Origin of the sequence: Rhizobacter terrae (genome assembly GCF_003852895.1) — a bacterium.
In the GTDB taxonomy this organism is placed as follows: Bacteria; Pseudomonadota; Gammaproteobacteria; order Burkholderiales; family Burkholderiaceae_C; genus Albitalea; species Albitalea terrae.
In genome coordinates, this window is sequence record NZ_QUSW01000010.1 from 187,299 (window position 1) to 213,647 (window position 26,349).

Sequence of the window (26,349 nt, forward strand, 5' to 3'; positions counted from 1 at the left end):
CGGGCCCCATCAGGCCGAAGCGATCAACGCATCCTTGTCGGCGCGTTGCGGATAGTTGATAAGCACGGCGCGGTAGATGCCCTTGAATACGAACAAGCTGCCCGCGGCCGCGCCGATGATGCCGAACTCGCGAACAAGCCCGGCAATGTCGGTCAGTTTGCCGGCGCCGCCCAGCACGGTCAGGGGACGACTGGTGGCGCCCCGAACGCTGCGAACCAGGTCGAGGTCGTAGCCCTTCATCTGGCCGTCCTGGTCGATGGAGTTGACGACGATCTCTCCGGCGCCCAGCTGCTCGGCGCGTCGTGCGAACTCGGCCGCGTCCAGGCCGGTGGCGCGTGTGCCGTTGTGGGTGAAGACTTCCCATTTTGATCGCTTGCGACGGACGTCCATCACCACCACGATGCTCTGGCGGCCGACGCGTTCGGCCGCGGCGGTGATGAGGGCCGGATCGTTCACGGCGGCGGCGCTGACGGCCACCTTCTCCACGCCCAGTCCGACGATGCGCTGGAATTGCTCGACCGTGCGCACGCCGCCGCCATAGGCCAGTGGCATGCGGCATTCAGCGGCCATGCTGCGGATGAGTGCGTAGTCGGGATCACGGCCTTCGCGCGTGGCATCGATGTCGACGACCATCAGTTCGTCGACTTCCTTCTCATTGAAGATGCGCACGGCGTTCAGGGGATCGCCGACGTACTTGGGCTTGTCGAAGCCGACGGTCTTGACCAGTCCGCCTTTGTGGACCAGCAGGCAGGGAATGATTCGGGGTCGCAGCATTCAGAGCTCCGCGAAGTTCTTCAAGAGCCTGATGCCCCACTGGTGGCTCTTCTCGGGATGGAACTGCACACCCATGACGTTGCCGCGCCGCACGGCGCAGCAGAAGCTCCCGCCGTAATCAGCGGTGGCCAGGATGTCAGAAGGATCGTGCGGCTCGATGAAGTAGGAGTGAAGGAAATAAAAGCGCGCATCGCTCTCCAGCCCTGCGAAGAGGGGCTGGTTCGCCGCCGGGCGGACATCGTTCCATCCCATGTGCGGGAGGTGTGTGGGGCCGGTGAATCGCGCATCGTCGAACAGCCGCACGTCAGCGTCAATCCAGCCCAATCCAGTCGACGTGCCCTCGTCACTGCGGCGCGCAAGCATCTGCATGCCCACGCAGATACCGATGACCGGCTTCCTGTCCTGCAGCACCAGGCGGTCGAGCGTCTGGCGCATGCCCGAGGCTTCCAGTCGCGACATTGCCCAGTCGAACGCGCCTACCCCCGGCAACACGATGCGTTCGGCCGAGGCGAGCGCCTGGGCGTCCGAGGCGATCGCGACAGGGATGTCCAGCCGACGGTAGATATTGGCGATGGCCTCGATGTTGCCCAGGCCGTAGTCGACGATGGAGATCATCTCTTCCCACCCAGTTCCAGGCCCAGGGCCTTCATCACCTTGGCGCCCACGAGATAGAAGCTTTCCTGCGAGCGGTAGTCGCGATAGGTCTTGTTGGGCGCATCCATGTAGCCTTGCAGCTCAACGGTGCTGATGCGGAGCTTGGTGGCGACGTATTCGAATTCCTGCCGGACCGTGGCGTCGTCAAGCGCTGGGGACTTCAGTCGCTCCAATGCTTCTTCGCGCGTCATCTGCCCAGTCACGATGAGGCTGGAGAACTGCACCTTGCGCGTGTCGAAGCCGAACTTCTTGGGCAGCCAGTAGCCCTCGTAGAAGCGGGTGAAGCGCGATTCGAAATGCTTTTGGGGATATGGTTGCCAGCCGAACTTGTCCACCAGCAGCTTGACGGCCGCAGCCTTGTCATAGGGTACAAGGTTCAGTGGCCGCACGACACGGATGCCCTTGACGTAGGGTAGCCAGATTTTGTGGCGCAGGATGGATGTCGTCGGGAAGTTGACCAGCGGTCGAGTGCCAAAGCGGGCATGGATGTCACGCAGCTGGATGGCGTCCGACTGGTAGTACATCCATTCGATCGGATTGCGAATGCATTCCGTCGAGAGGTTGGCCCCGGTGAGGATGTACTTGATGTCATGCTGTTCCGCGAACTTGTACATGGTCGCGAAGAAGGCGTGGTCCTGCGGCGTGTCGATATGCGGCACGCCGGACTTGAAGAAGGCCAGCTGCAGGTCGCGCATCTCCTCCCAGTCGATGACCTCGGTGTACAAGTCCAGTCCGAGTTTGTCGACGAGCTTCTCAATGTTATTGACCGCCTCCTGCGAGTTCCACCCTGCGTCGACGTGGAAGACCAGCGGCCGCAGGCCGAACTCGGTCGCGATGTAGGTGAGGTAGGAGCTGTCGATGCCACCGCTCATGCCGATGATGCAGTCGAAGTCCTTGCCCTTTCCGCTGGCCTTGATCTGCTCCACCATGGCGCGCAATTCACGCTCGCCGCGTTCATCGGTGTGCCAGTTCGGCAGCACTTTTGCGCGGAAGGTGCGGCAGTGATCGCAGACGCCGTTCGCGTCGAAGGTGATGCGTGAATCGGTGGTGTCCATCACGCAGTTCGAACAGATTCTCAGGGCTGACATCAATCGCCTCTCTCGACAACTTCCAGAAATTTCTCAACGTCGTTGAAATGTGGCCCCAACTTGAGCAGGGCCTCGTCTTGCATCGACCACCATTGCGTCGCCAAGAGGCGCTGGATGATCGATTCACTGAATCGGAAACGGATGATCCGTGCCGGGTTGCCCGCCACGATCGCGTAGGGCGGAACGGACTTGGTGACCACCGCACCTGCGCCCACGACCGCGCCATGGCCAATCTCCACGCCAGGCAGGACGATGGCAGAGCGTCCGATCCAAACGTCGTGGCCGATCGTCACTGGGCGTGACGGTTCTCGTGCGTGCGTGGAGAACTTGGCCTTCACGCTGTCGCGTCCCTCATAGAAGACCGGCGACATGCCAACCCACTCCATCGGGTGGCGGCCGCCGCCGATCACGACACCGTTTGCGATGGACACAAAGGCGCCAATGTTCGCATGCGAAACCTCGCAGTCGTAGCCGCAGAAAGAGTGGCGATCCATGGTTGACTGAAAGAACGATGTGCCCGACTCGAGCTTGGACGTCGGATGAACCCTCGAGCCTTTGACGGCAGACATCCGAGCTTTCTTTAGCAGCTTGGCTAGCAGGTAGATCATCTTGAAGCCTGACCGCCAGCAGCCAAATCATTTCGAGGGGCGTAGCGGAAGAACACAATGAGATAGCTGAAGTAGTACAAGTCCAGCAAAGTCGGAAAGAGGATGGGTTCTGAGGCTGCACGCAGCGCCGCCATGCCGGCAAAGGCTGCGAATACGATTTTCGATCCCCATGTGCGGTTCGGGGCGAGGAAGACGACCAGTGGGCTTGCCAGTGCGCAAACCGTTGCAGGCAGACCAAAGAACGCGTGCGTTCGGATAAAGGCGATGTGCGGGTTGCCCTGACGCTCGGTTTCGACGATCGTTCCAGCGTAGTCCGCACCTGTCAGCAAAGTCCACGCGTCGATCTTGCCGCTGTAGTCTCGCCAGATCTGAAGTCGATTGACATCCAGCAGACCAGCCCCAAGCTTGGTGTAGTCAGTTAGCAGATCGATCAGGACGTCGATGTACAGGTAGAGGCAAAGTATTGTTGCCACGGCACAAAACACCAATGCCAGCCTGCTCCAAAGTGCATAGTTTCGGACCTGTGCCAGGCGATGCGCGGCGCTGAAGGCGAAGAGCAGCCCGGCGACGACGAGTGACCCTCGGCCATATCCGAAGAAGGCAACCAACACTGTAAAGATGGGAGAGATCAGTGGCAGCCGCCCGTGCGTCAAGTAAGTGCACAAGCTCACGCCCACCTGGATGACGATCAGGTAGGCCGGAATGCCATTGGTGCTGGAACCTTCGATCACCTCGCCAAGCGGCTCGGGCATCCCCCAATACACGTACAGCGCCCAAGCGATACCGGCGACCGATGCTCCGAAGATGAAGCGCAAGGATCGCAACAGGACCAACGGTGCATGGCGTGTGACTGCGACCGCCGCCAGGAAAGTCGACATCGTGCTCAGTACATAGAATGCCGGCGACAACCCGAAATATGGTTTGATGAATGCCGGCAAGAAGAGGGCCACTGCCGCGAGCAGGATCAGGAGTTGGTCAGGGTGGAATTTGGAATTGCGCAGCACGACCACCGCGTAGGTGGCGCACAGCGCCGTTCCACCCACGAGAAGTACAGGGTGCTGCAAGACGAAAAGCGCCAGCGTCAGTGCGAGCAACAGGGTGACACGCGCGGTGTTTTCCCACGTTGCAGTCGCTTGGCTTGAGGAGTTGCTCATGGAGCTGAGAGCCAATCCTTCGGTTCAGTGCGTTTGCGCCGCTTCCGGCAAAGGAGTTCTGCCTGAAGCCTTCATTGCCAGTTGTTGAAGCTCCGCGACCAGTTCATCAAGCGTCATCATTTCTTCGCTGTCATCGAACCATGTCTCCGGATACATCATTTCTCCGCGGATGAGAATCTTCCTCCCCTGGAAAACCGGATCGATCTGGCACGTGGAGCTGTACGACACGAACACCGTGCTGCTTCGCCCGTTGACTTGATCCAGGCCGGTGATGATCTCGAACCCGGGTGGCGGGACCGCCTCATGATTGTTGGGGTGGGGACGATAGAGAAGGCGGATTCCCGGGGTTCCGGCCAGCGACGCGCAGAGGCGAGCAAAGGCATTCTCTTCATTTCGTGCCAAGTAGGTCTCGCCGATCCCCCGCGATGATTGCCCGCTCAAGAAGACCAGGCTGACCCGTGAATCATCCGCAGTCACAGAGTCCGATCGGCCACTGGCCACGACCGCTGCCCGGGCATTGAGCATGCGCAGCATGTATTCGCACGGCCGGGTCGCGATGTAGTACTCGCGCTGCCGTTGGGTCAATACATGGAATTCTTCGTACGCATGCACCGGCAGATACTTGCCCACGCCATGCGCGCTGTTGACGTTCCTGATACGCAGTCGGGCCAGGGCGCGACAAAAGTCCAGGCTTCCGAGGTCGAATTCATCGGAGAGTTGAACATTCCTGAAGCCCATGGCGGCAACCGCGAAGGCGTTGCGGATCTGTGCCCGAGTTTCGAGACGTTGAAGGGAACGCAGGCTGCGTTCCGTGAGGAATCGGATCACGTCCCGAAGGCCATATCGGTTGCCCGTCAGTTGCCAGGGATGACCGGTCCTGCGCAAATGCTTCAGGTAGCGCACCTGCCTGCGCAAGCTGACCGGGAATGGGTAGACAGCTCGCAAGACAGCCGGCTGATCGGGTGGAAACACGAGCTCGATGTCGTCGACATAGGCCTTGCGGTAGTAGGCAAACTGATGCTGTCCAAGGCGTTGAAAGAGCATTCCAGCCATGAGGAAAAGCCAGTGCGCCATGATCTTGACGAGCATCACCAAGTATTGCTTGCGCCCGATCGTTTGCTTGTAGACATCAGCGACCTTGGGTTCGGATTTGCAGTTTCCTTCCACATAGGCATCCACATCTGCAGTGAAAAGTGCTGCCTCTTCCTGATAAAAGTCGGCGTCGTACCGGTAGGTCCAATTCAACCGCCGGTGATAGTGGTATTTGGCGTCGCCAAAGACGCGTGTCGCTGCTGCGAGACGCCGCACAAGGACCGCAGATTGCCGAAGCATCGTGATTTCGGGATATGTCATGCGTGGCGCCAGCGAAACCAGGGCATCCGCACAACCTTTGATGCGGCAAACCAAACCAGAACAAAGAGCAGCAGGTTGTTCAGCAAGAAGGCAATTCCTGCCCCCAAGAGACCGACAAACTTGATCAAGGAGTACGAAATTGCGCAGCCTGCGAAGGCGATGCTGCCGGTGACCATCGTCAAGACGCCTGTTCGCTCAGCGTAGTAGAAGTAGTTGACGACCGAGTAGTACATGCCTTGCAGGATGTAGCCGCCAATCATCCACGGCAGCAAGGACTTGGCCATGCTGAAGCGCGTGCCGATGAAGTGATCGAAGCCGAGGTGAGCCACAACCGCGATTGCCAGACCGCACAAAAGGAGCACTCCGTACAGTTGATAGGTGCGTTTGACCACCATGCGCTTGATGTTCTCGTCATTCATTGACAGCTGCTTAAACAGCCAAGGCACCAGGGCCTTATTGAGCGGTTCGATAAGTGCCACCATCGCCATTCCGACCTGCATGCCGACCATGTAGATGCCCAGACCGTCGACGCCGAGCAGCGATGAGGTCAGCAGCCGGTCCGCATAGCTGATGGTCATTCCGGCTGCGACGTGGGGCAGCAGCGGTAGACCGAAGCGCAACAGGCCGCGGGCCGATGCGCGGTCCCATCGAGGCACCAGCAGGCCTTCTCGGGCACAGGCGACACTGCCCACGATGGCACTGATGATCAATGCGACGAGGTAGGACCAGATGCGTGCACCGGCATCGGCAGTGACCAACCAAACCAGTGCCATGCACAGAGAGAGTTCGAGTCCTGCCTGGATCGCACGAAGCTTAAAATACCGCCAGGGCCGGCCTGAGAATTGGAAATAGGCAAGAATGGTGAGGTTCAGAGTGACCAGAAATCCTGCGCCCACCGCGAGGAAGGCATATTCCATCGATACGCCGAGCAGCGGCTCCAGGTACGGATATGCGATTGCAATCACTCCGATAGCCGCCATGTGGACGATTGCAACCGTGGCCAACGAAGTTGAAACCAGTGGTCCAAAGTCGGCTTGCGGCATTTTGTAGTACTTGGCAGCTACGAATCCATGCACGCTGAGGCCGGCTACGTTGGCAAGCAAGGCGGCTAATACCAGAAAGGACGTCATGACGCCGAATTGCTCAGGCGTCAATTGCTTGGTAAGGATCGGCAACAGCACGAATGGGATGGCGCCTGCCGCTGCGTAGGATGCGGCATAAACGAGGAAGGCGCGCTGAGGAGGCGTAGCTGTCATGGACCGATGGCCGATTTTTTCAGGTCGACCAACCGTCGTCGACGATCAGGTTTTGCCCATTCACAAATTTGGAGAAGTCCGAAAGCAGGTAAACCAAGGTGCCACCGAAGTCTTCAGGAAGCAGCATCCCCTGGCTTTGGCTGTAGCGCGCGTAGGCCTCCGTGAAAGCCTGCGGTTGCCCGTCAAGAATGCCGCCGGGAGAAATGCAGTTGAAGCGCAGCGAGGTGCCCTTGTAGTAGCGCATAAAGTACCGGCTCAGGTGGAGCAAGGCTGACTTGATGGCCGCATACTCCACAGGCATGGTCATCGGTGTTCCACCGTAGATCTCGAAACGGGGGGCCACTACGCCATAGATGGAAGAGACGTTGACGACTTGCCCGTGACCCTGCCGCCTGAAGTGCTCCGCGAACTGCTGCGTACTGAGGAAGTAGCCCCCCAGATGCAGGTTCACGTTCTCGCAGAAGTCGGCATATTCCACGTCCTCCAGCTTGCGGCCGTAGCGCGGGTTTCGGGGGTAAGCAGAATTGACGACTGCATCGATACGACCTTCCAGGGAGGACACACGGGCGATCAACGCTTGCAACGACTCCTTGGACGTGATGTCTACTGATTCGGCATGCGCCGAACCACCGTGCAGGTGCGGAAGGATTTGCTCGCACGCGGTCGCGGCGCGTGATCCATCCAGGTCGGCGATCACCACGCTTGCGCCTTGTTCGGCGCAGGCCTGCGCCAAGCTTCGTCCAAGAAGTCCAGCTCCGCCGACCAAAACCACGACTTTGCCGGCCAGCAACTCTCGAGTCGTCGTCATGATCAGTTGTAGCGTCGAAACACGGGTTTGATCTCGGGCCCGCGCAGGTACTTGTCGACCCCCTCGCGTATGGCCTTGGCGCAGACTTCCATACTGCGTTCAAGCGCGAGTTCCGTGCGCCGCAACTCATCCTCTCCGTGTCGGTAGGAGAATGCCAGCCAGGGCATCAGGATTCCTTGTTCGATCATTTCCTGAGCGAAGAGAGTGCGCAACGCAAACCAGGGCGCGCCCTTCTGATCCAAGGTCAGGTAGTAGGGGTTGGCAGCCGGTCCACCGGCCTTGATGTGCTGCTCCACGCCATGGCGGGAAGCGATCCGGTTGAATGATTCCATCAGCTTTGCGCCGTACGACCACAGATGCGGGATGACCTGGTTCCGCTCCAGGAAATCCATCGTGGCAAGGAACGCCGAAAGCCCAGACATTTCCGCACCGTGTGTGGTGGACAGAAGAAACAGTCGCTCCTCGCCGGGGCGATTGATGGCGCCGAGTTCCATCACCTCGCGCTTTCCCGCGACAGCCGCGACGGAAAAGCCATTCGCCATGGCCTTGCCGAAAGTGCTGATGTCCGGCGTGACTCCGTAGGTCTTCTGTGCCCCGCCCATGTCCCAACGGAACCCGGTGATGGTCTCATCCAGGATGAACACGATGCCGTGCGTTCGGCAAAGTGCCTGAACCTGCTGAAGGTAATTGGTGCCTTGCCCGGCATCGGTCGCAGGGGTCTCGGACGCAACCGGTTCAAGGATCACGCAGGCGATCTGATCGGGGTACTGGCTGACCAGACGTTCCAGCGACGCGATGTCGTTGTAGGCAAATGTCTTGGTTTGCTCGATCGTTTCGGTCGGGATGCCTCTGGTGATCGGGGTGGACCCGATGAACCAGTCGTCATATGAGAAGAATGGATGTTGCGCGCAGCGCGCGATCAGTGTGCGGCCTGTGTAGGCACGTGCCAGCTTGACGGCCGCAGATGTGGCCGTCGAGCCGTTCTTGGTGAACTTCACCATGTCCACCGAGTCGACCAGGGAAACGAGCCTTTCTGCAGCTTCCAATTCAATCATTGAGGCACGGGTGAGGCTGTTGCCCAGCTCCATGCCGCGTACGGCGGCAGCGTTGATCTCGGGTTCTGCGTAGCCGATGGACACGGCACGCAGTGCCATGCCGTAGTCAATGAATCGGCGACCATCCGGTGACCAGACGTTGGAACCCTTGCCTCCTTGCAAGATCTGTGGCGCATTGGAAGGGAATTGGTCATCGCCCCTCGAATACGTGTGCGCACCACCGGGGATGACGGCATTGAGCCGACGGCTGAAATCCGAGCTGTCGACAACACTGCCCTTGGTGGAGTTGTCCGAGGTGTTCTCTGGTGAAGGGTTTTTCAACTGGTCCTCGCTGTGTAGGAAGCTGGTTTTTGGGCGTTGCTCAGGCATTCGTTGCGGAGACAAGCTCACGCTGCGCCAACAGGGCCTCAATGCAAATGAAGTCCACCAAGTCATCCACTTCGAAAGACTTGAAGCGCGGTGTCACATAGGGAAGGGTCCGTTGGTGGCAAAAGCCTTTTTCCCGCCGGATGGTGTCCACGTCGGATATATAGAGGCTTCCGTCCAGAGCGTAGAGCGGCTCGATGTCTTGTCGCCGCGGGAGTTGCCCAAAGGTGGGCGCTGAAAAAGGTTCAATCAATCCGTCAGGGTTTTCACGGACTGCGAATGCCGGATGCGTACTGACCAGCGCACTGACGCCCACGATGGCGTCTGCTTCGTTTCGGCGGGCATGCAATTGGCGCAAGGCCGCGTCCACATCGCTGGTCTCAGTCAGCGGCGAGGTTGGCTCCAAAAGGACCAGATAGTCGTATGCGTCGCCGGCGGCTTCGAGTGTGTCCAAGGCGTGAAGAATGAACCCGATGCTGGGTGCCGTGTCGTTCGCCAGTTCAGCGGGGCGCAGGAAAGGCGCATCTGCGCCTGCCCTTTGTGCGATGGCGGCAAATTCCGGATCCTCCGTGCTGATCACGACGCGGTCCACGAGGGTCGAGCCGCTGGCGGCCTCGATGGGCCAGGCAAGCAGTGGCTTTCCGTGCAGCAGGCGGATGTTTTTCATCGGCAGACCTTTGGATCCGCGTCGCGCAGGAACCAACGCGAGCACTCGTTTGCCGTCGATCATCTGAATACCTCGTTGAATTCCGTGTTGGCGCGTTCGTAGTCGGACAGGCGGCCAATGTCCATCCAATAGCCATTGATGTGATGGCAGCGTGCGTGCATACCGCGAAGCGCGAGGGCTTCGAACAGGGAAGGCATGTCGAAGAAGCAGTCGCGGGGTACCAGCTGCAGACTCTGCGGCGAGAGCACGTAGATGCCCGCGTTCACCACGAAGCGCTGCATCGGCTTCTCCTCGATGGCTTCGATGCGGCCGTCCGACTCTCGGACCACCCCGAACGGAACCTGCATCTCGTAGGGACGCACGGCCATCGTGGCGTCGGCTCCGAGTTCGACGTGTCGGTCCACCATGTGGCCGAAATCCTCCTTGGTCAGCAGGTCGGCATTGGTGACGATGATGGGGTCGGTCGGTACTTCCGGCAAAAGGCTGAGCGCGCCGGCGGTTCCCATGCGCTGGTTTTCGCGCAGGTAGCGGATATCAAGACCCATGGCAGACCCGTCGCCAAAGTGCGCTTCGATCTGCTCGGCCTTGTAGTTGACCGCCAGGTAGATGCGCTCGAACCCCTGTCCCGCGATGTGCCGGACGATCGTTTCCAGCAAGGGGCGCGATCCCACCTGCAGCATCGGCTTGGGCGTATCGCGAGTCAGTTCACCGAGCCGCGTGCCCAGACCGCCTGCCATGATCACCACCCAGTTGGTGCGGCGGGGGGTGTCGAAGAAGTCGACGTACGTCTGCAGACCGACCACCCGTCCGCGCGGGTCCAGCACCGGCATCTGGTGCAGCCCCCTGCGCCGCATGGTGGACAGGATGGCCGTCGTGTCGTCGGTCGTGCGTGCACATACGGGCGTCTTGTGCATGGCACGCGTCACGGAGTCCACCAGCTCGATACCGCGCAACAGAGCACGGCGGATATCGCCATCACTCAGTGTGCCCATCAGCCGGCGATCGGCATCGACGACCAGCGCCATGTGGCTGCCGGTCCGGTCGATGACCGCCAGCGCGTCGCGCAAGCTCGTTTGTGGCCCGACAAGGACCTGTTCCCAAAGTTTCATGACGACATTCCGAAGGGCCGCGCCGGCACGCCGGCGACTGCTCCACTCTCCACGGTGCGGGTCACGGCGGCGCCCATCGCAACCACGACCCGCGAAGCGATACGCACACCCTGGCGCACGACCGCGCCTGCGCCGATGTGGGCTTCTTCGCCGATGCACACGTTGCCGCACAGCGTGCACCCCGGCGCGAGGTGGACGAAGGCACCGACCTCGCAGTGATGCTCCACGATGGCGCCGGTATTGACGATGGCGCCCCGTCCGACATGCGACATCGCCTGGACCACGGCGCCTGCCAGGACCTGCGAGCCCGGCTCGATGGTCGCATAGGGCGAAACAACGGCGCGGGGGTGCAGGACCGGCGCGAAGCGCCATCCTTGCGTTTCCAGGCGCTCCTGCACGGCGCGGCGGATGGTACCTCGAACCACGCTGCCCAAGGTGCCAGTACCGCCGATTCCGTTGGCCAGCTCCACTGAATCGCCCGCGTGAGTGGCGAGTGCAGAGTCGTCACCGAGCACCGGCAGGCCCAGCAGCCGGCCGCCGTGGAGAGCCTGGTTAGCGTCCACGAAACCGAGCACCTCGCGACCTTGTGACAGCAAGGCGTCGGCCACGACGATCGCATGACCACCGGCGCCAATGATGATGATCGCTGGGCGGCTCATGGCAGGATCAGGTCGTCCTCGGCGTAGTCGCGCGCAGCCGGCTTGCCGATGAGGTCCCAGCATTCCAGCGGTGGCAGGCCTGTGCCAGGCCGCTTGAAGGCCAACGAGTCCAGCGTGAGCACCTCGCCACGCGATAGCGGACGAGCTGCGACGATGCTGCGCCGTGCCACGCTGCGGTTGTCCAGCTCTGCCGGCGCTGGCGCCTTGGTCCGGCTGCCCAGCGCCCGTTCCACCACTCGGATGGCCGCCACCAGTTGCTTCAGCTCTGAAGGTTCGAGGGATGCGGCGTGGTCTGGCCCTGGCAGGGCGCGATCCAGGGTGAAATGCTTTTCGATCACCGTGGCCCCCCGCGCTACGGCGGCGATCGAGACTTCGATGCCGATGGTGTGGTCCGAATAGCCAACTGGGAGGTTGAAGGCCTGCGCCATGGTGTCCATGGCGAGCAGGTTCACCGCTTCCGGGGGGGCCGGGTACTGCGTCGTGCAGTGCAGCAGCGTCACGAATTCGCGCAAAGCCGCCTCGCCCTGCGGGCTGCAGCGCGCCGCGTCGAAATCGCGCCGGCCCGAAGGCGCGGACTGGCAGGTCAAGCCGAACGCCAGCACGCCCAGCATGGCCTCGATGTCGGCCAAGGTGCTCATTCCGGTCGAGACGATGAGTGGCCGGCGCAGCCGTGCCGCCTGCAGGGCCATTGGTGCATGGGTGATGTCGCCCGACGGGATCTTGATGGCTGGCATGTCCAGCGTCGCGAGGAAGTCCAGGCTCTGCGGATCGAAGGCGGTGGACATGAATCGGATTCCCCGCTCGCGGCATCGCTGCAGAAGCGCCAGGTGGTCGGCCGGCGACAGCTCGAGCCGGCGCAGCATCTCAAGCTGGCCCCCGGCTTCTCCTGTATTGCTGACCTGGTAGTCGGCCTTGCGCGCGCTGGCAGTCACCAGATTCGTTGCCTTGAAGGTCTGGAACTTGACGACATCTGCACCGGCGTCCGCGGCCACGTCCACCAGCGCCAGGGCTTGCGACAACGACCCGTTGTGGTTGACGCCAGCTTCGGCAATGAAGAGGGTGCGCTTGGGCATGAGGAGAGCCTCAGACAAGGTGGAATGGTTTGCGAAGCAGCAAGGCAGACGCAGGCAAGTCGATGAGTGCCTGGACAACGCGCGGTGCGGTGTGTCCGTCGCCGTACGGGTTCGTAGTGGCGGAGCAGTCAAGCGCGAGTGCCTGACGCAGTGCTGCACTGATGGCGTCGTGTCGGGGCTCGCAATGGATGACGGACGCAGCGCTGAGCCGGCCGCCCTGGCGGTCGCCGATATTCACGGTCGGAACCTTCAGTGACGGAGCCTCGTACAGGCCGCTCGATGAATTGCCGACCACTGCATCGGCCTGCGCCATCAGGCTGAGGTAGCGCAGTTGGCCCAGTGACGTGTGCACTTTCACGCGATCGCCTTGTGTGGCTGCCCATTGGTCGAGCCGATTTGAAATGCGTCGGCCGCCGGTGTCCGCGTTCGGCCGGGTGAACCAGATGGTGGTCGACGGGTCCGTGTCCGACAGTGCGCGCAGCAACTCGTCGAATTCGCCGACGCCGTCATCTTCGGACAGGGTGACCGGGTGGAAGGTGACTAGCAGGTTGCGTGGCCCAAGGGAGGTACCCAATGCGCCCTCAAGCTCGGTGCGGTCGAGCAAGGGGCGGCGGCGCAGATGATCGAGTCCGGGGCTGCCCACCACGTGCACTCGCTTCGGGTCTTCGCCCATCTGCCGTACGCGGTGCGCCGCGTCTTCGTTCGTCACAAAGTGCACATGAGACATCTTCGTGATGGCATGACGGATGGATTCGTCGAAAGCACCTTCGGTCACGTCCCCACCGGCGATGTGCGCCAGCGGAATCTTGTGAATCAGGCAGGCTTGGGCGGCGGCGAGGATTTCGAATCGGTCGCCCAGGACCAGCACCACATCGGGCATCAGGGACTCGAGGGCATCGGACATCCCGATCACCCCCAGGCCTACAGACTTGGCCACGCCACCGGAGGTATCGCTGGACAGGAGCATGTCGACCCGCTTGTCGACCTTGAAGCCGTCGGCCTCGATCTGGCGCACCGTCATGCCGAACTCCGGCGACAGATGCATCCCGGTGGCCACCAGTTGGAGCTCGACCTCCGCTGCCTCGCGAAGGTCGTGGATGATCCAGTACAGGAGGCCGTACTCGGCCCTGCTACCAGTGACGACGCAGATGCGCTTGCGGGTCATCTTCAGTCGGCCAGGCGAGGGCTGCTGGGCAGGTTGATGATCCGGGCTTCGAGCGACTCGGCCATCGGCAGCGGCATGCGGGGGCATGCGGCATACATCGGCAGCCGATGCATCAGCGTCCAGATCGGGCGCGACATGTAGCCGGCGTCGTTGAGCATCGCCAGCACTTCGTCGCGACGCGGCGCCAGACTTTCGTCGAGCACGATGGCGTTGAGCCAGAAGTTGCTGCTGGTGCCCGCTGGCTCGCGCAGGAAGCGTGCTGCGGCGACGTTCTCGAATGCGGTTTCGTAGCGCGAGGCAAGTCGACGCTTGCGCTCCACGAATGAACCCAGGCGCTCAAGCTGCGCGCAGCCCAGCGCAGCGTTGAGATTGGGCAGCCGGTAGTTGTATCCCACCTCGTCGTGGATGAAGTTCCAGCGGTGGGGCACGCGTGCAGTCGTGGTGAGGTGCTTGGCCCGCTTGCCCAGCGCCGGATCGTTGGTCAGCACGGCACCACCGCCGCCGGTGGTAACCAGCTTGTTGCCATTGAAGCTCAAGGCGGACACGATGCCCACATTGCCCGTGTGGCGGCCGTGGTAGGTGGAACCCAGCGACTCGGCCGCGTCCTCGATCAGGACGAGGTGCCAGCGGCTCGCCAGTTCAGCCAACGCGTCCAAGTCGCAGGGATGGCCGAACACATGCATGACCACGAGTGCGCGGATTCGCGCTCCAGTGCGGCGATTGAATGACTCGCCATCGCGACTGTCGGCGATCTCGGTCAGGTAGTCGTCCAGTGCCCGGGCATCGACACCGAGGGAGGTGGACTCGGACTCGACGAAGTGCGGCGTGGCCGAGGCATAGGACACGGCGTTGGCCGTGGCGATGAACGTCAGCGCAGGAATGAGCACCTCGTCACCTGGCTGCACGCCTGCCAACAGCAGGCAGGTGTGCAGCGCGGAGGTTCCGTTCGAGGTGGCGACGGCATGGGCGGTACCGGTGACTTCCGCCAAGTCACGCTCGAAGCGGTCGACATAGGAGCCCACCGACGAAACCCAGCCGGTGTCGATGCACTCCTTGACGTAGGTCCACTCCTGGCCCGCGAACTCCGGCTCGTGCAGGGCGATGGTCCCCGTCGGCGTTCCCAGCACGCTGCGCACCGCGTCCAGCACAGCGGTCGGCGCCGCGGATCCATTCGTCGTGTTGCTCATGACGGGCCTCAGATGTTGTAGCGGCCGGCCTTGTAGCGGCCCAAGTTGCGGGGATCGCGAAACCAATCGATGGTTTCTGCCAGCCCGCGCGCAAAGCCGTCGGGGCTGCCGTACTCAGGCACCCAGCCTGTGAGCGCCTTGGCGCGGCTGTTGTCGGCCCACAGACGCTCCACTTCGCTGCCGGCAGGGCGCAGGCGCTGCTCGTCGCTCAGGATCTCGACGTCGCTGTCCATCAATTGCGCGATCAACCGTGCCGTGTCGCCGATCGAGATCTCGTAGTTGCTTCCGACGTTCACCACCTGGCCGATGGCAGCATCGCTCTGCGCCACGGCTAGGAAGCCGCGGACCGTGTCCTGCACATAGTTGAAGTCGCGCGTGGGATGCGTCGCGCCCAGGCGGATCTCGCGTGCGCCCGCGGCAATCTGCGTGATGATGGTCGGGATCACCGCGCGGGCCGACTGCCGGGGGCCATAGGTATTGAATGGGCGGATTACTGACACGGGCGTCCCGAACGACAGGTGGAAACTGGTGGCGATCTGGTCCGCACCGATCTTGCTAGCCGAGTAGGGCGACTGCCCCTGCAATGGATGCTCTTCGGTGATGGGGACGAAGCGTGCGGTGCCGTAGACCTCGCTGGTGGAGGTATGAACCACACGCTCCACGCCCAGGTCGCGTGCCGCCTGGACCACGTTCAGGGTGCCTTTGACGTTGGTGTCGACGTAGGTGTCCGGCGAATGATAGGAATACGGAATGGCGATTAGTGCGGCTAGGTGCAGCACGACATCGCAGTCCTTCATGGCGGTGCGCACGCCATGCGGGTCGCGGATGTCTCCAGCGAACACATCCAGCGAGTCCTTGATGGCGGCCTCGCTTTCATCAAGCCAGCCCCATGAGTTGAAGCTGTTGTAGAGCACGAAGGCGCGCACGTTGTGGCCCTGGCGCACAAGATGCTCCGTCAGGTGGGAGCCGATGAAGCCGTCTGCACCCGTGACGAGGATGCGTTTTCCTTTGAGCTGCATGCTGTGTGGATCGTTGGGAATCAGTGATCGGGCCCCGTATGCGGGGTGTGGTCGTGCTGCACCTCCTGGCGCAGCCTGGCGATGGTCGCTTGCAGTTGCTCGAACTCGGCTTCCTTGCGTGCGAGGAAGGATCGGGTCAACGCTACTTTGGCGCGGATGCCCTTGGGTGTCAGCAGGTAGGCATATGCCATCTTGTTGTCGGCCTGCCGGAAGTTCTTGACCTTCAGCAGCCCCTTATCCAGCAGTGCATGGAGCAGATAGTGCGTTTTACCCAGGCTGAGACCCAGTTGGCGCGACAATTCGCGCTGACTGAGTTCTGGCCGCTCCTGCAGCAGGCGCAAGGCATCCAGCGCCGACGCATCGTCCGCGTGGGATACCGCAGCGTCCAGATTGCCGGCTGGATTCATGGGATCGGGGTGGGGTTTGTTCATGCCGTGAACGCACTAGTGTAGCAAGGCTGCGGTTGGGTGGTGCGCAGTGCACCGATGCGGTTCATCGGACTGCGGGCCGTCCGTCCGTCGCGGTGCGGGGGCTTACACTTCCGCAATGCTTGTCTTGTTCTGCGGATTTCTTGTTTCCACGCTGATCACCTTCGTCGTTGTCCGGTTTGCCAATGCCCACGGTCACCTGTCGGGCGACAACGACATGAGCGGCCCCCAAAAATTCCATGCACGCCCGGTGCCGAGAATCGGCGGCCTTGGGATCGTTCTGGGGGTATCTGCCAGCATCCTCGTCCTGTGGCTGCGGATGGGTGCCGAGGCGGTCGGCGGACCACTCATCATGCTTGCAGGCATGCCGGCGTTCCTCGCAGGGCTGGCCGAGGATCTCACCAAGACCCAGAGCCCGAGGCGGCGGCTGTTCTTCACGGCGGTTTCGGCGGCGTTGGCCGGCTGGCTGCTTGACGCTGTCATCCGGCGCACCGACATCCCGGGTGTCGACTGGATCATCACCTTCACGCCAGCGGCCATGATCCTGACGGTGTTTGCGGTCGCGGGTGTGGCCAATGCCATCAACATCATTGACGGCTTCAACGGCCTGGCCGGCATGTGTGTCGTCCTCATGCTGGGCGGCCTGGCCTACGTGGCGTTCCAAGCCAAGGATCCCATGCTGGCTTGGTGGGCGCTTGGTGGAGTCGGCGCGGTGCTTGGGTTCTTTATCTGGAACTTCCCTGCAGGCCTTATCTTCCTGGGCGACGGTGGCGCCTACTTCTTGGGATTTCTGGTGGCCGAACTGTCGCTGCTGCTGATCCACCGAAATCCGCAGGTGTCACCACTGTGCCCGTTGCTGATGTGCATCTATCCCATCTTCGAGACGGTCTTCTCCATCTACCGTCGTCGATTCGTCCGTGGCCGGCCCATCGGCATGCCCGACGGCGTGCACCTGCACAGCCTGATCTACCGGCGCCTCATGCGCTGGGCTGTGGGCAACCGCAACGCCAAGGTGCTCACGAAGCGCAACTCGCTGACGGCACCTTATCTGTGGATGTTGTGCATGATGTCGGTCGTACCGGCGCTGTTCTTCTGGAACAACTCTCATCTGCTGGCGCTGTTCATCGTGCTGTTCGCAGGAACGTACACCGTGCTCTACGGACGTATCGTCAAGTTCAAGGTGCCCCGCTGGATGATCGTGAGGCGTTGACCGTGTCCCGCCCACGCGCCCGTTGGACGAAGCGATCAGAGGTCGCGCAGGTAACCGCCAGCCAGGTCCTTTGCCGAGAGTGATGGCTCCATCCCGGCCAACGGCCACTCGATGGCGAGGTCCGGGTCGTCCCATCGGATACAGCCCTCTGCCTGAGGAGCGTAGTAGTCCGTGGTCTTGTACAGGAAGTCTGCCGAATCTGTGGTCACCAGGAAGCCGTGCGCCAGGCCGGGCGGAATCCACAGCTGCCGGTGATTGTCGGCCGTGAGTTCCACACCGACCCATCGGCCGTACGTGGGGCTGTCGCGCCGGATGTCCACTGCGACGTCGAACACGCCGCCGCTCACCACCCTCACCAGTTTGCCCTGGGCGTGCGGCTCACGTTGGTAGTGCAGGCCGCGCAGTACGCCGCGGGCGGAGCGTGAGTGGTTGTCCTGCACAAAATGCAGATGCTGTCCGGTCGCCTCGAAGAAAGTCTTCTCGTTGAAGCTTTCCATGAAGAAGCCGCGTGCATCACCGAAGGCCCGTGGCTCCAGCAGCATGACACCATCGATCTGGGTGCGCGTGACTTTCATCAGAACACCTGGCTGTTGACGATCTGCATCAGGTAGGCCCCGTAGCCGTTCTTGAGCATGGGCCTGGCCATGGCTTCCAGTTGTTCGCGATTGATCCAGCCGGCGCGGTACGCGATTTCCTCGGGGCAGGCGACCTTCAAGCCCTGACGTTTCTCCAACGTGGCAATGAACTGGCCCGCTTCGAGCAGGCTGTCGTGCGTGCCCGTGTCCAGCCACGCATAGCCGCGTCCCATGATCTCGACATTCAACTGCTGCTGGGCGAGGTAGCGCGCGTTCACGTCGGTGATTTCCAGTTCGCCGCGGGCCGAAGGCTTAATCTCGGCGGCGATGTCGCAGACCTGGCTGTCGTAGAAGTACAGCCCGGTGACGGCGTAGTTGCTTTTCGGAGCCTTGGGCTTTTCCTCAATGCTCAAGGCTCGCTTGCCGGCATCGAACTCGACCACGCCGTACCGTTCCGGGTCGTGGACGTGGTATGCGAATACGGAGGCTCCTTCGTCGCGCGACGTGGCTGCATGCAGCAACCCTTGGAAGTCATGTCCGTAGAAGATGTTGTCACCAAGGACCAGCGCACTGGGCGCGCCATCGACGAACCGGCGGCCGAGGATGAAGGCCTGCGCGAGTCCGTCCGGGCTAGGCTGCACGCAGTATTCGATGTTGATGCCCCACTTCGAGCCATCGCCCAGCAGCGCCTCGAAGCGCGGGGTGTCCTGTGGCGTGCTGATGAGAAGGATGTCGCGGATGCCCGAGAGCATCAGCGTAGAGAGCGGGTAATAGACCATCGGCTTGTCGTACACCGGCAGCAACTGCTTGCTCATGGCCAGCGTCGCGGGATGCAGACGTGTCCCGGAACCGCCGGCGAGGATGATTCCCTTGCGTTGTTTGGTGCTCATGATGTGCCCTGGGTCTTCAGGCTTTGGCCAGGAGTTCGTTCAGCATGCGGTCGACCCCAGCTTGCCAGGGGGGCAGGGTCACACCGAAGGATCGCTGCAGCTTGCGGGTGTCCAGCCGCGAGTTCAGCGGACGGCGTGCGGGCGTCGGGAACGCGTCGGTGCCCACCGCCACGATGGCGTCGTCCGAGACCTTGATCGGCATGCCTGCTGATCGGGCTTGCGCGATCACGTGACATGCATAGCCGTGCCAGCTCGTCTGCCCCGCGGCAGCAGCGTGATAGATCCCTGACAGGCCTGGGTCCCGAGTGGCTTGGCGCAAGCTCAAGGCAGTCAGGTCCGCCAGGAGATCGGCGCCCGTGGGAGCCCCGATCTGGTCGTCGATGACGGTGAGCCTGTCGCGCTCTGCGGCCAGCCTCAGCATGGTCTTGGCGAAGTTGCTGCCGCGGGCGCCATACACCCAGCTGGTGCGGAAGATGAGATGCGAACAGCCGCTGGTCCTGATCAGCTCTTCGCCCTCCAGCTTGGTCTGGCCATAGACATTCAACGGACCTGTGGGTGAGCCTTCCGCGCGGGGCTGGTCGCCGCTGCCGTCGAAGATGTAGTCGGTGCTGTAGTGGACCAGCCAAGCGCTAGACGCGGCCGCCTCGCGGGCCAGCACTCCGGGCGCTTCGGCATTGATGGTGCGTGCGAGGGCCGGCTCGCTCTCCGCCTTGTCCACCGCCGTGTGAGCTGCAGCATTGACGATCACGTCAGGTGATACTGAACGCACCGTGGCCTGCAGCTGTCCGGGCCTGGAGAAATCGCCTGACAGGGACCCGACGCTGTCGAAATCCAGCGCGACCACCTCGCCCAGTAGCGCCAGCGAACGCTGCAGCTCCCAGCCTACCTGGCCGTTCTTGCCGAAAAGAAGGATCTTCATGCCACCGCGCGATCGCTGTAGTTCGTGGCGACCCAGTCCCGGTAGGCGCCACTTTGAACACGCGCCACCCATTCGGCGTTGTCCAGGTACCAGCGGACCGTCTTGCGGATGCCGGTCTCGAAGGTCTCGGCAGGCTTCCACTGCAGCTCGCGTTCGAGCTTGCGTGCATCGATGGCATAGCGCCTGTCGTGCCCGGGGCGATCCTTGACGTAGGCGATCAGCCTGGAATAGCTGCCGGCAGGATCCGGGCGCATCTCATCGAGCAGCGCGCAAATGGTGCGCACAATCTCGATGTTTGGCTTCTCGTTCCAGCCGCCCACGTTGTAGGTCTCGCCGACTTTCCCCCTGGCAAGCACTTCGCGGATGGCCGAGCAGTGGTCTTTCACGTACAGCCAGTCACGGACCTGCATGCCGTCACCGTAAACCGGCAAGGGCTTTCCAGCGAGTGCGTTGACGATCATCAACGGGATGAGTTTCTCCGGGAAATGAAATGGGCCGTAGTTGTTGCTGCAGTTGGTGGTCAGCACCGGCAGCCCGTAGGTGTGGTGCCAGGCACGCACCAGGTGATCGCTGGCTGCCTTGCTGGCCGAGTACGGGCTGTTGGGTTCGTACAGATGCTCTTCGGTGAACGGCGCTGCGGTCGGGGGCAGAGAGCCGTACACCTCGTCGGTGGACACATGATGGAAGCGGAATGCCGAGCGCTCCGGTTCAGGCAGAGGCACCCAGTGCTGGCGGGCCGCTTCCAGCAAGGTGAAGGTGCCTTCCACGTTGGTTTTCACGAAGGCGGCCGGGCCATGGATGCTCCGGTCCACGTGGCTTTCAGCGGCGAAGTGGACGATCGCGTGCGGCCGATGTTCGGCCAGCAGGCGGTCGATCAGCGCGCGGTCGCAGATGTCGCCCTTGACGAAGAGGTGGCGGCTGTCGCCCGCCAACGATGCGAGGCTTTCCAGATTGCCGGCGTAGGTCAGCACATCCAGGTTGATCACAGGCTCACCGGTGCTGGCGATCCAGTCGAGGACGAAGTTGGCGCCGATGAAGCCCGCGCCGCCGGTAACAAGGATCATGGGATGGTCTGCTGAAGCCCGAAGCCCGCCGATTCTAGTGGGCGCTCATGTCAGGATGACCCCCGATCCCCGGGGCAGCGATAATCCCCGGATGACCGAAAACCCCCTGGCCGCCGGCGCCGGGTCGACTCCCACCGATTCGCCTTCGCCCGCCCCCGCCCGTTTTGACACCCTCCCGCTCGATCCGAAGCTGCTTCGGGCCGTCGCGGAATCGGGCTACCTCACCATGACGCCCATCCAGGCGAAGGCGATTCCGATCGTGCTGGACGGCCGCGATGTGATGGGCGCCGCCCAGACCGGCACCGGCAAGACCGCCGCGTTCTCGCTGCCGCTGCTGCAGAAGATGCTCAAGCACGAGAACGCCTCGATGTCGCCAGCCCGGCATCCGGTGCGTGCGCTGGTCCTGGCGCCGACTCGGGAACTCGCTGACCAGGTGGCCAACAGCATCAAGACCTACTCCAAGCACACGAAGCTGCGCGCAGCCGTTGTTTTCGGCGGCATCGACATGAAGCCGCAGACGCTCGAGCTGAAGGCTGGCGTCGAAGTACTCATCGCCACGCCAGGCCGGCTGCTCGACCACATCGAAGCGAAGAATGCCGTGCTCAACCAGGTCGAATATGTGGTGCTCGACGAGGCGGACCGCATGCTGGACATCGGCTTCCTGCCCGACCTGCAGCGCATCCTCAGCTACCTGCCCAAGCAGCGCCAGACCCTGCTGTTCTCGGCCACGTTCTCGCCTGAAATCAAGCGCCTGGCCGAGAGCTATCTGCAAGACCCGATCCTGGTCGAGGTGGCTCGACCGAACGCCACGGCCTCGACGGTGGAGCAGCGCTTCTACAGCGTGAGCACCGACGACAAGCGTGCTGCGGTGCTCAAGCTGCTCAAGGACCGCGCGCTGACCCAGGCCATCATCTTCGTGAACTCCAAGCTCGGCTGCGCCCGCCTGGCGCGCGCCTTCGAGCGCGACGGCCTGCGAACCAACGCGCTGCACGGCGACAAGTCTCAGGACGAGCGCCTGAAGGCGCTGGACGCCTTCAAGCGCGGCGAGGTGGACGTGCTCGTGGCCACCGACGTGGCCGCCCGTGGCCTGGACATCGCCGACCTCCCGGCGGTGTTCAACTTCGACGTGCCGTTCAACGCGGAGGACTACGTTCACCGCATCGGCCGCACCGGCCGCGCCGGCGCTTCCGGACTGGCGATCACGCTGGTCACCCGCGAGGATTCCCGCCTGGTCAGCGACATCGAGAAGCTCATCAAGAAGAAGCTCGAGCTCGAGCCGCTGGAGCTGGACGACGAACGTCCGCGCCGCGAGTCGCGCGAGCGCCCGCGCCGCGAGGAGGACGAGCGCCGCGAAAGCCGGCCCGCGCCGCGTTCCGGTGGGGGCTACGTTCCGCCCTTGCCGAGGCAGCCCGTCGACCCGTTCTTCGAGCGGCCCTACGAGGCCAGCACCACGGCCGAACCGGCCTGGGAGAAGGCCGCGCAGGCTGCCCCTTCCACGCCGCGCGGCCATTCGCCGAACATCAAGCCCAAGCGCAAGGTGGCGGCGCTGTTCGGCGCCAAGAAGACGGTGCCGGCGGACTCAGACCAGTAGGCTGAACACCGCCGGGATGTCCTTGGGGATGGCCGATTTGCCGGCCTTCCAGCGTGCCACGGTGTCGGTGCGCGTCCAGCCGCAGGCGAGGGTGAGTCCGCAGCTCACTGACAACCTGGTCGTTGGCGCCAGGGATGCGAGCAGCGCGTCCAGCATGGCTTCGTTGCGGTAGGGCGTCTCGATGAGCATTTGCGTCTGCCCGGCCTTGCGCGACAAGGCTTCGAGCTCCCGGATCCGTGCCGCGCGCTCAGCGGCCTCCACCGGCAGGTAGCCCACGAACGCGAAGCTCTGGCCGTTCAGGCCGCTGGCCGCCAGGGCGAGCATCAGAGAACTGGCGCCCGCGAGCGGGACAACCTTGATCGAGAGGCGGTGTGCGGCGTCCACGAGAAGCGCGCCGGGGTCGGCCACGGCCGGAAGGCCGGCTTCGGAGATGAGGCCCATGTCGTGCCCCGCCAGGGCAGGGGCGAGCAGGGCGTCCAGGCTCGCTCCGGAAGCTGGTGCCTTGCTGCCCTTGGGCGGCCGCGGCAGTTCCACGATCTCCACCGCTTGCAGTGCCTGCGCCAGCGGCACCACGGCATCGACCCGCTTGAGGAAAGCGCGGGTCGTCTTGGCGTTCTCGGCCACCCAGTGAGCCAGCCGCGCGGCCGTGCGCACGACGCCCAGCGGCAGGTCGTCGGACAGGGGCGGTGGATCGCTGCCGACCACGCCGAAATCCAGCGTGTTGGGCACGAGGAACAAGGTGCCGCTCATCGTGCCGCGAGCGGATCGAGTCCGGCCTGGCGAAGCAGTTGGCAGGTCTTGATCAGTGGCAGCCCGACCAGCGCCGTCGGGTCGTCCGACTCGATCGCATCCAGCAGGGCGATGCCCAGGGCCTCGGATTTGGCGCTGCCGGCGCAGTCGTAAGGCTGCTCGGCCTGAAGGTAGTGCTCGATTTCCGCATCGGTCAGATGGCGGAACCTCACCGTGACCGGCACCAGCACCGCGGTCTCGAAACCGGTATCCAGTCGTACCACGGCGACGCCGGTCTGGAACACCACGCTCTTGCCACTCATGGCCCGAAGCTGTGCCACGGCCTTGTCGTGGGTGCCGGGCTTGCCCACCGGCGTCCCGTCCAGGTCCGCCACCTGGTCCGAGCCAATGACCACCGAGGCGGGTGTGCGCGAAGCCACCTCGCGGGCCTTGGCCAGTGCCAGTCGCAGGGCGAGGTCTGCAGGGCGCTCGCCGGGTTGCGGCGTCTCGTCGACGCGAGGCGAATCCACGGTAAAAGGCAGGCGGAGCCGGTCGAGCAGTTCGCGCCGGTAGCGCGAGGTCGACCCAAGGATGAGCGGAGGATGGGCGGGCATTCGGCAATTCTCCCATCGGGCGTCACACGCAAGCGCCCGCAGTCCGGAGGGCCTCCTTCGCCTCGTACACTGGCCCCATGAAATCCCGCCCTGTGGACCCGACCCGACTCGATGTCGCTGCCTTCGCCAAGGACGGCGGCACGATGGATGGGTCGCTGCCCCTGTCTTCCCTGGCCCGCTTGGCTGAAGCGGCCCACTCTGATGCGCCGCCCGCTGAAGCCGACCAGGCCGCCTGGCACGCCGAGGGTGAAAGCCGTCCGGTGCGCGGCGGCGAACCCGAAATCTGGCTGCATCTGGCTGCGAAAGCGCGGATGTCCCTGGTGTGCCAGCGATGCCTGGGGCCGGTGGAAACCGACCTGGAGGCCGAGCGCAGCTTCCGTTTCGTGGCCGGTGAGGACGCTGCCGCTCAGCTGGATGCCGACAGCGAGGATGACGTTCTGGCGCTGCCCCGCTCACTGGACCTGGCCGAGCTGATCGAGGACGAACTGCTCCTGGCCGTGCCCCTCGTGCCCCGTCATGAGGTGTGCCCGCAGCCGCTGCCCATGTCCCTGGGTGAGGAAGCGCTGGAGGACGACCCCGCGCCCAATCCTTTCGCCGCCCTCGCAGCGCTCAAGCGCGGCGGGCCGCCCAACTAGCGTGTCGGTTGGTGCTGGAAAGCGGGGCGAACCATGCTAGAATCAAAGGCTTTCCGGTTGGTGCAATTCCAAGGTGGCCTGTTCAACGGGTGTCTTGCAGAATGTGCGCATGGCGCAAACCAGCCATTTCTTCGGTCGAGCGTGAGTGCTGCCGAATATGCCGCGGGATCAGCCGCCGAAGTCCTAGGAGAATCTTATGGCCGTTCAACAGAACAAGAAGTCGCCCTCGAAGCGTGGCATGCACCGCGCCCACAACGCCGTTGCCCTGCCGGGTACCGCCGTCGAGCCGACCACGGGCGAAGCGCATCTTCGTCACCACATCAGCCCCACGGGCTTCTATCGCGGCCGCAAGGTCCTGAAGACCAAGGCCGACGCCTGATTCGAGAGCGACAGCCGTCCGCGATTCTTCGCGTGCGTGTTCCGCTTTCATTGATTGGCTGCCTACCGCCCGGCCTGCGTCAGCAGAGCCGGGCGGTCGCGTTTCATGCGCGGGTCGCGGGCTGCTCGCTGAGCGCACGGTCCGCCCGATGCCGGCTCGGCTTGAGCAAGGCGGCTGCGCGTTTTCACGCCTGACATGAGTCCGTCACCCCAGTCTTCTTCGCCGGCCGTCCCCGCGCTTGCGAAGGTTCGCCTGTCCATCGACTGCATGGGCGGCGACCACGGCCCGTCCGTCACGCTGCCGGCCTGCCAGTCTTTCCTGGCGGCCCACCCCGAGGCCGAACTGATCCTCGTCGGCCGAGCCGATGACCTGGCGCCTGCCGCTTCCTGGCCGCGCACCAAGGTGGTCGCTGCCACCGAGGTGGTCGAGATGGACGATCCCATCGAAGTGGCGTTGCGCCGCAAGAAGGATTCGTCCATGCGCGTGGCCATCAGCCAGGCCAAGCCCGATGCCTCCGGCGAAGCCGCCGCCCAGGCCTGCGTCTCCGCCGGCAACACCGGTGCGCTGATGGCGGTGTCTCGCTACCTGCTCAAGACGCTGGACGGCATCGACCGCCCGGCCATCGCGGCGGTGATGCCCAACAAGATGGGCAACTACACCACCGTGCTCGACCTTGGCGCCAACGTCGACTGCACGGCAGAGCACCTGCTGCAGTTCGCCGTGATGGGCAGCGCACTGGTCTCTGCCGTCGACGGCAAGGAGAACCCGAGCGTGGGTCTGCTCAACATCGGCGAGGAAGAGATCAAGGGCAACGAAGCCATCAAGCGTGCCGGTGAACTCCTGCGTGCCGTAGCGACCGCCGGCCACATGAACTTCCGTGGCAACGTCGAGGGCAACGACATCTTCAAGGGCGAGGTCGACATCGTGGTGTGCGACGGCTTCGTCGGCAACGTCGCGCTCAAGACTTCCGAAGGCTTGGCCTCGCTCATCGCGCAATTCCTGAAGCAGGAGTTCAAGCGCACGCCGCTGACCATGCTGGCCGGCCTGCTCGCCAAGCCCGTGCTCAACCGCCTGGCCAGCCGGCTTGACCATCGCCGCTACAGTGGCGGCGCTTTGCTGGGCCTGCGTGGCCTGGTGTTCAAGGCGCACGGCTCGTCCGACGCCTTCGCGTTCGAGCAAGCCATGAACCGGGCTTATGATGCCGCCCGCCACGGCCTGCTCACGCGGGTGCATGATCGCATCGTCGACACGCTCGCCGCCATGCCCCCGGTCACCGACGACGCACCGGCCCCCACGGCCGCGGCGTCCACTGCCTGAATC

Annotated in this window: 28 protein-coding genes; 5 read left to right on the forward strand and 23 right to left on the reverse strand. The window is 63.2% G+C overall.

Features of this window, described 5'->3' with window-relative positions; translation table 11 throughout:
* Window positions 1–9: 9 nt before the first annotated feature.
* The 17 genes from DZC73_RS27345 to DZC73_RS27425 are packed head-to-tail and all read right to left on the reverse strand — an operon-like array spanning window position 10 to window position 16,426.
* Window positions 10–774, reverse strand: a complete 765-nt coding sequence (locus DZC73_RS27345) for an AglZ/HisF2 family acetamidino modification protein (RefSeq protein WP_124543555.1) — start codon at window positions 772–774, stop codon at window positions 10–12.
* Entirely contained in the window at window positions 775–1,389 is a 615-nt protein-coding gene (gene hisH, locus DZC73_RS27350; protein ID WP_124543556.1) for an imidazole glycerol phosphate synthase subunit HisH, read from the reverse strand.
* Window positions 1,386–2,516 (reverse strand): N-acetyl sugar amidotransferase, encoded by a 1,131-nt coding sequence (locus tag DZC73_RS27355; RefSeq protein ID WP_124543557.1) that lies wholly within the window; start codon window positions 2,514–2,516, stop codon window positions 1,386–1,388. The genes hisH and DZC73_RS27355 overlap by 4 nt, the downstream gene beginning before the upstream one ends.
* Window positions 2,516–3,124, reverse strand: coding sequence for a CatB-related O-acetyltransferase (locus DZC73_RS30640; RefSeq protein WP_124543558.1), 609 nt, complete (start codon window positions 3,122–3,124; stop codon window positions 2,516–2,518). The genes DZC73_RS27355 and DZC73_RS30640 overlap by 1 nt, the downstream gene beginning before the upstream one ends.
* On the reverse strand, window positions 3,121–4,278 hold the full coding sequence (locus DZC73_RS27365) for a hypothetical protein (protein ID WP_124543559.1): 1,158 nt from the start codon (window positions 4,276–4,278) through the stop codon (window positions 3,121–3,123). The genes DZC73_RS30640 and DZC73_RS27365 overlap by 4 nt, the downstream gene beginning before the upstream one ends.
* 24 nt (window positions 4,279–4,302) lie before the next feature.
* Complete coding sequence (locus DZC73_RS27370) at window positions 4,303–5,631, reverse strand: hypothetical protein (RefSeq protein ID WP_124543560.1); 1,329 nt, start codon at window positions 5,629–5,631, stop codon at window positions 4,303–4,305.
* Window positions 5,628–6,887, reverse strand: a complete 1,260-nt coding sequence (locus tag DZC73_RS27375) for a lipopolysaccharide biosynthesis protein (protein ID WP_124543561.1) — start codon at window positions 6,885–6,887, stop codon at window positions 5,628–5,630. The genes DZC73_RS27370 and DZC73_RS27375 overlap by 4 nt, the downstream gene beginning before the upstream one ends.
* A gap of 19 nt (window positions 6,888–6,906) precedes the next feature.
* A complete protein-coding gene (locus DZC73_RS27380; protein WP_124543562.1) occupies window positions 6,907–7,695 on the reverse strand; it encodes an oxidoreductase in 789 nt (262 codons plus the stop codon).
* Between the two features lie 2 nt (window positions 7,696–7,697).
* Window positions 7,698–9,119: a glutamate-1-semialdehyde 2,1-aminomutase gene (locus tag DZC73_RS27385; RefSeq protein ID WP_124543563.1), complete on the reverse strand. Its 1,422-nt coding sequence runs from the start codon at window positions 9,117–9,119 to the stop codon at window positions 7,698–7,700.
* Window positions 9,112–9,846 carry an acylneuraminate cytidylyltransferase family protein gene (locus DZC73_RS27390; RefSeq protein ID WP_124543564.1) on the reverse strand — a complete coding sequence of 245 codons (735 nt, stop codon included), beginning with the start codon at window positions 9,844–9,846 and terminating at the stop codon, window positions 9,112–9,114. The genes DZC73_RS27385 and DZC73_RS27390 overlap by 8 nt, the downstream gene beginning before the upstream one ends.
* Window positions 9,843–10,892 (reverse strand): nucleotidyltransferase family protein, encoded by a 1,050-nt coding sequence (locus DZC73_RS27395; protein ID WP_124543565.1) that lies wholly within the window; start codon window positions 10,890–10,892, stop codon window positions 9,843–9,845. The genes DZC73_RS27390 and DZC73_RS27395 overlap by 4 nt, the downstream gene beginning before the upstream one ends.
* Window positions 10,889–11,551: an acetyltransferase gene (locus tag DZC73_RS27400; RefSeq protein ID WP_161974768.1), complete on the reverse strand. Its 663-nt coding sequence runs from the start codon at window positions 11,549–11,551 to the stop codon at window positions 10,889–10,891. Before DZC73_RS27400 ends, DZC73_RS27395 begins: the two co-directional genes overlap by 4 nt.
* Window positions 11,548–12,624 carry an N-acetylneuraminate synthase gene (gene neuB, locus DZC73_RS27405; protein WP_124543567.1) on the reverse strand — a complete coding sequence of 359 codons (1,077 nt, stop codon included), beginning with the start codon at window positions 12,622–12,624 and terminating at the stop codon, window positions 11,548–11,550. Before neuB ends, DZC73_RS27400 begins: the two co-directional genes overlap by 4 nt.
* A 10-nt stretch (window positions 12,625–12,634) precedes the next feature.
* Window positions 12,635–13,789 (reverse strand): UDP-N-acetylglucosamine 2-epimerase, encoded by a 1,155-nt coding sequence (gene neuC / locus DZC73_RS27410; RefSeq protein WP_124543568.1) that lies wholly within the window; start codon window positions 13,787–13,789, stop codon window positions 12,635–12,637.
* A gap of 2 nt (window positions 13,790–13,791) precedes the next feature.
* A complete protein-coding gene (locus tag DZC73_RS27415; protein WP_124543569.1) occupies window positions 13,792–14,976 on the reverse strand; it encodes a LegC family aminotransferase in 1,185 nt (394 codons plus the stop codon).
* A gap of 8 nt (window positions 14,977–14,984) precedes the next feature.
* The gene (locus DZC73_RS27420; protein WP_124543570.1) at window positions 14,985–15,995 is read right to left on the reverse strand and encodes an NAD-dependent 4,6-dehydratase LegB; all 1,011 of its coding nucleotides are present in this window, start codon (window positions 15,993–15,995) and stop codon (window positions 14,985–14,987) included.
* A 20-nt stretch (window positions 15,996–16,015) separates the two neighbouring features.
* Window positions 16,016–16,426, reverse strand: coding sequence for a MarR family EPS-associated transcriptional regulator (locus DZC73_RS27425; RefSeq protein WP_235835312.1), 411 nt, complete (start codon window positions 16,424–16,426; stop codon window positions 16,016–16,018).
* 115 nt (window positions 16,427–16,541) lie between these two features.
* Here DZC73_RS27425 and DZC73_RS27430 point away from each other — a divergent pair, with 115 nt between their 5' ends.
* Window positions 16,542–17,633, forward strand: coding sequence for an MraY family glycosyltransferase (locus DZC73_RS27430; RefSeq protein WP_124543571.1), 1,092 nt, complete (start codon window positions 16,542–16,544; stop codon window positions 17,631–17,633).
* A gap of 35 nt (window positions 17,634–17,668) precedes the next feature.
* On the opposite strand, the gene rfbC is transcribed toward DZC73_RS27430, so the two are convergent.
* The 4 genes from rfbC to rfbB are packed head-to-tail and all read right to left on the reverse strand — an operon-like array spanning window position 17,669 to window position 21,081.
* On the reverse strand, window positions 17,669–18,208 hold the full coding sequence (gene rfbC, locus DZC73_RS27435) for a dTDP-4-dehydrorhamnose 3,5-epimerase (RefSeq protein ID WP_133309068.1): 540 nt from the start codon (window positions 18,206–18,208) through the stop codon (window positions 17,669–17,671).
* Window positions 18,208–19,098 carry a glucose-1-phosphate thymidylyltransferase RfbA gene (gene rfbA / locus DZC73_RS27440; protein WP_124543572.1) on the reverse strand — a complete coding sequence of 297 codons (891 nt, stop codon included), beginning with the start codon at window positions 19,096–19,098 and terminating at the stop codon, window positions 18,208–18,210. The genes rfbC and rfbA overlap by 1 nt, the downstream gene beginning before the upstream one ends.
* A gap of 16 nt (window positions 19,099–19,114) precedes the next feature.
* On the reverse strand, window positions 19,115–20,017 hold the full coding sequence (gene rfbD, locus DZC73_RS27445) for a dTDP-4-dehydrorhamnose reductase (RefSeq protein ID WP_124543573.1): 903 nt from the start codon (window positions 20,015–20,017) through the stop codon (window positions 19,115–19,117).
* Entirely contained in the window at window positions 20,014–21,081 is a 1,068-nt protein-coding gene (gene rfbB, locus DZC73_RS27450; protein ID WP_124543574.1) for a dTDP-glucose 4,6-dehydratase, read from the reverse strand. Before rfbB ends, rfbD begins: the two co-directional genes overlap by 4 nt.
* Before the next feature lie 91 nt (window positions 21,082–21,172).
* On the opposite strand from rfbB, the gene DZC73_RS27455 reads away from it, so the two are divergent.
* Window positions 21,173–22,672 (forward strand): DEAD/DEAH box helicase, encoded by a 1,500-nt coding sequence (locus DZC73_RS27455; RefSeq protein WP_124543575.1) that lies wholly within the window; start codon window positions 21,173–21,175, stop codon window positions 22,670–22,672.
* Here the strand turns inward: DZC73_RS27455 and DZC73_RS27460 are convergent.
* Together DZC73_RS27460 and DZC73_RS27465 are read right to left on the reverse strand one after the other, a co-directional pair.
* On the reverse strand, window positions 22,661–23,422 hold the full coding sequence (locus DZC73_RS27460; protein WP_124543576.1) for an SAM-dependent methyltransferase: 762 nt from the start codon (window positions 23,420–23,422) through the stop codon (window positions 22,661–22,663). The two genes, DZC73_RS27455 and DZC73_RS27460, sit on opposite strands and share 12 nt — an antisense overlap.
* Entirely contained in the window at window positions 23,419–24,015 is a 597-nt protein-coding gene (locus DZC73_RS27465; RefSeq protein WP_124543577.1) for a Maf family nucleotide pyrophosphatase, read from the reverse strand. Before DZC73_RS27465 ends, DZC73_RS27460 begins: the two co-directional genes overlap by 4 nt.
* A gap of 77 nt (window positions 24,016–24,092) precedes the next feature.
* Between DZC73_RS27465 and DZC73_RS27470 the strand changes: the two genes are divergently transcribed.
* From DZC73_RS27470 to plsX, 3 genes are all read left to right on the forward strand, one after another.
* Complete coding sequence (locus DZC73_RS27470; protein ID WP_124543578.1) at window positions 24,093–24,650, forward strand: YceD family protein; 558 nt, start codon at window positions 24,093–24,095, stop codon at window positions 24,648–24,650.
* 196 nt (window positions 24,651–24,846) lie between these two features.
* Window positions 24,847–25,029, forward strand: coding sequence for a 50S ribosomal protein L32 (gene rpmF, locus DZC73_RS27475; RefSeq protein ID WP_124543579.1), 183 nt, complete (start codon window positions 24,847–24,849; stop codon window positions 25,027–25,029).
* A gap of 195 nt (window positions 25,030–25,224) precedes the next feature.
* Window positions 25,225–26,346, forward strand: coding sequence for a phosphate acyltransferase PlsX (plsX, locus tag DZC73_RS27480; protein ID WP_124543580.1), 1,122 nt, complete (start codon window positions 25,225–25,227; stop codon window positions 26,344–26,346).
* The last annotated feature ends 3 nt before the right edge of the window (window positions 26,347–26,349 follow it).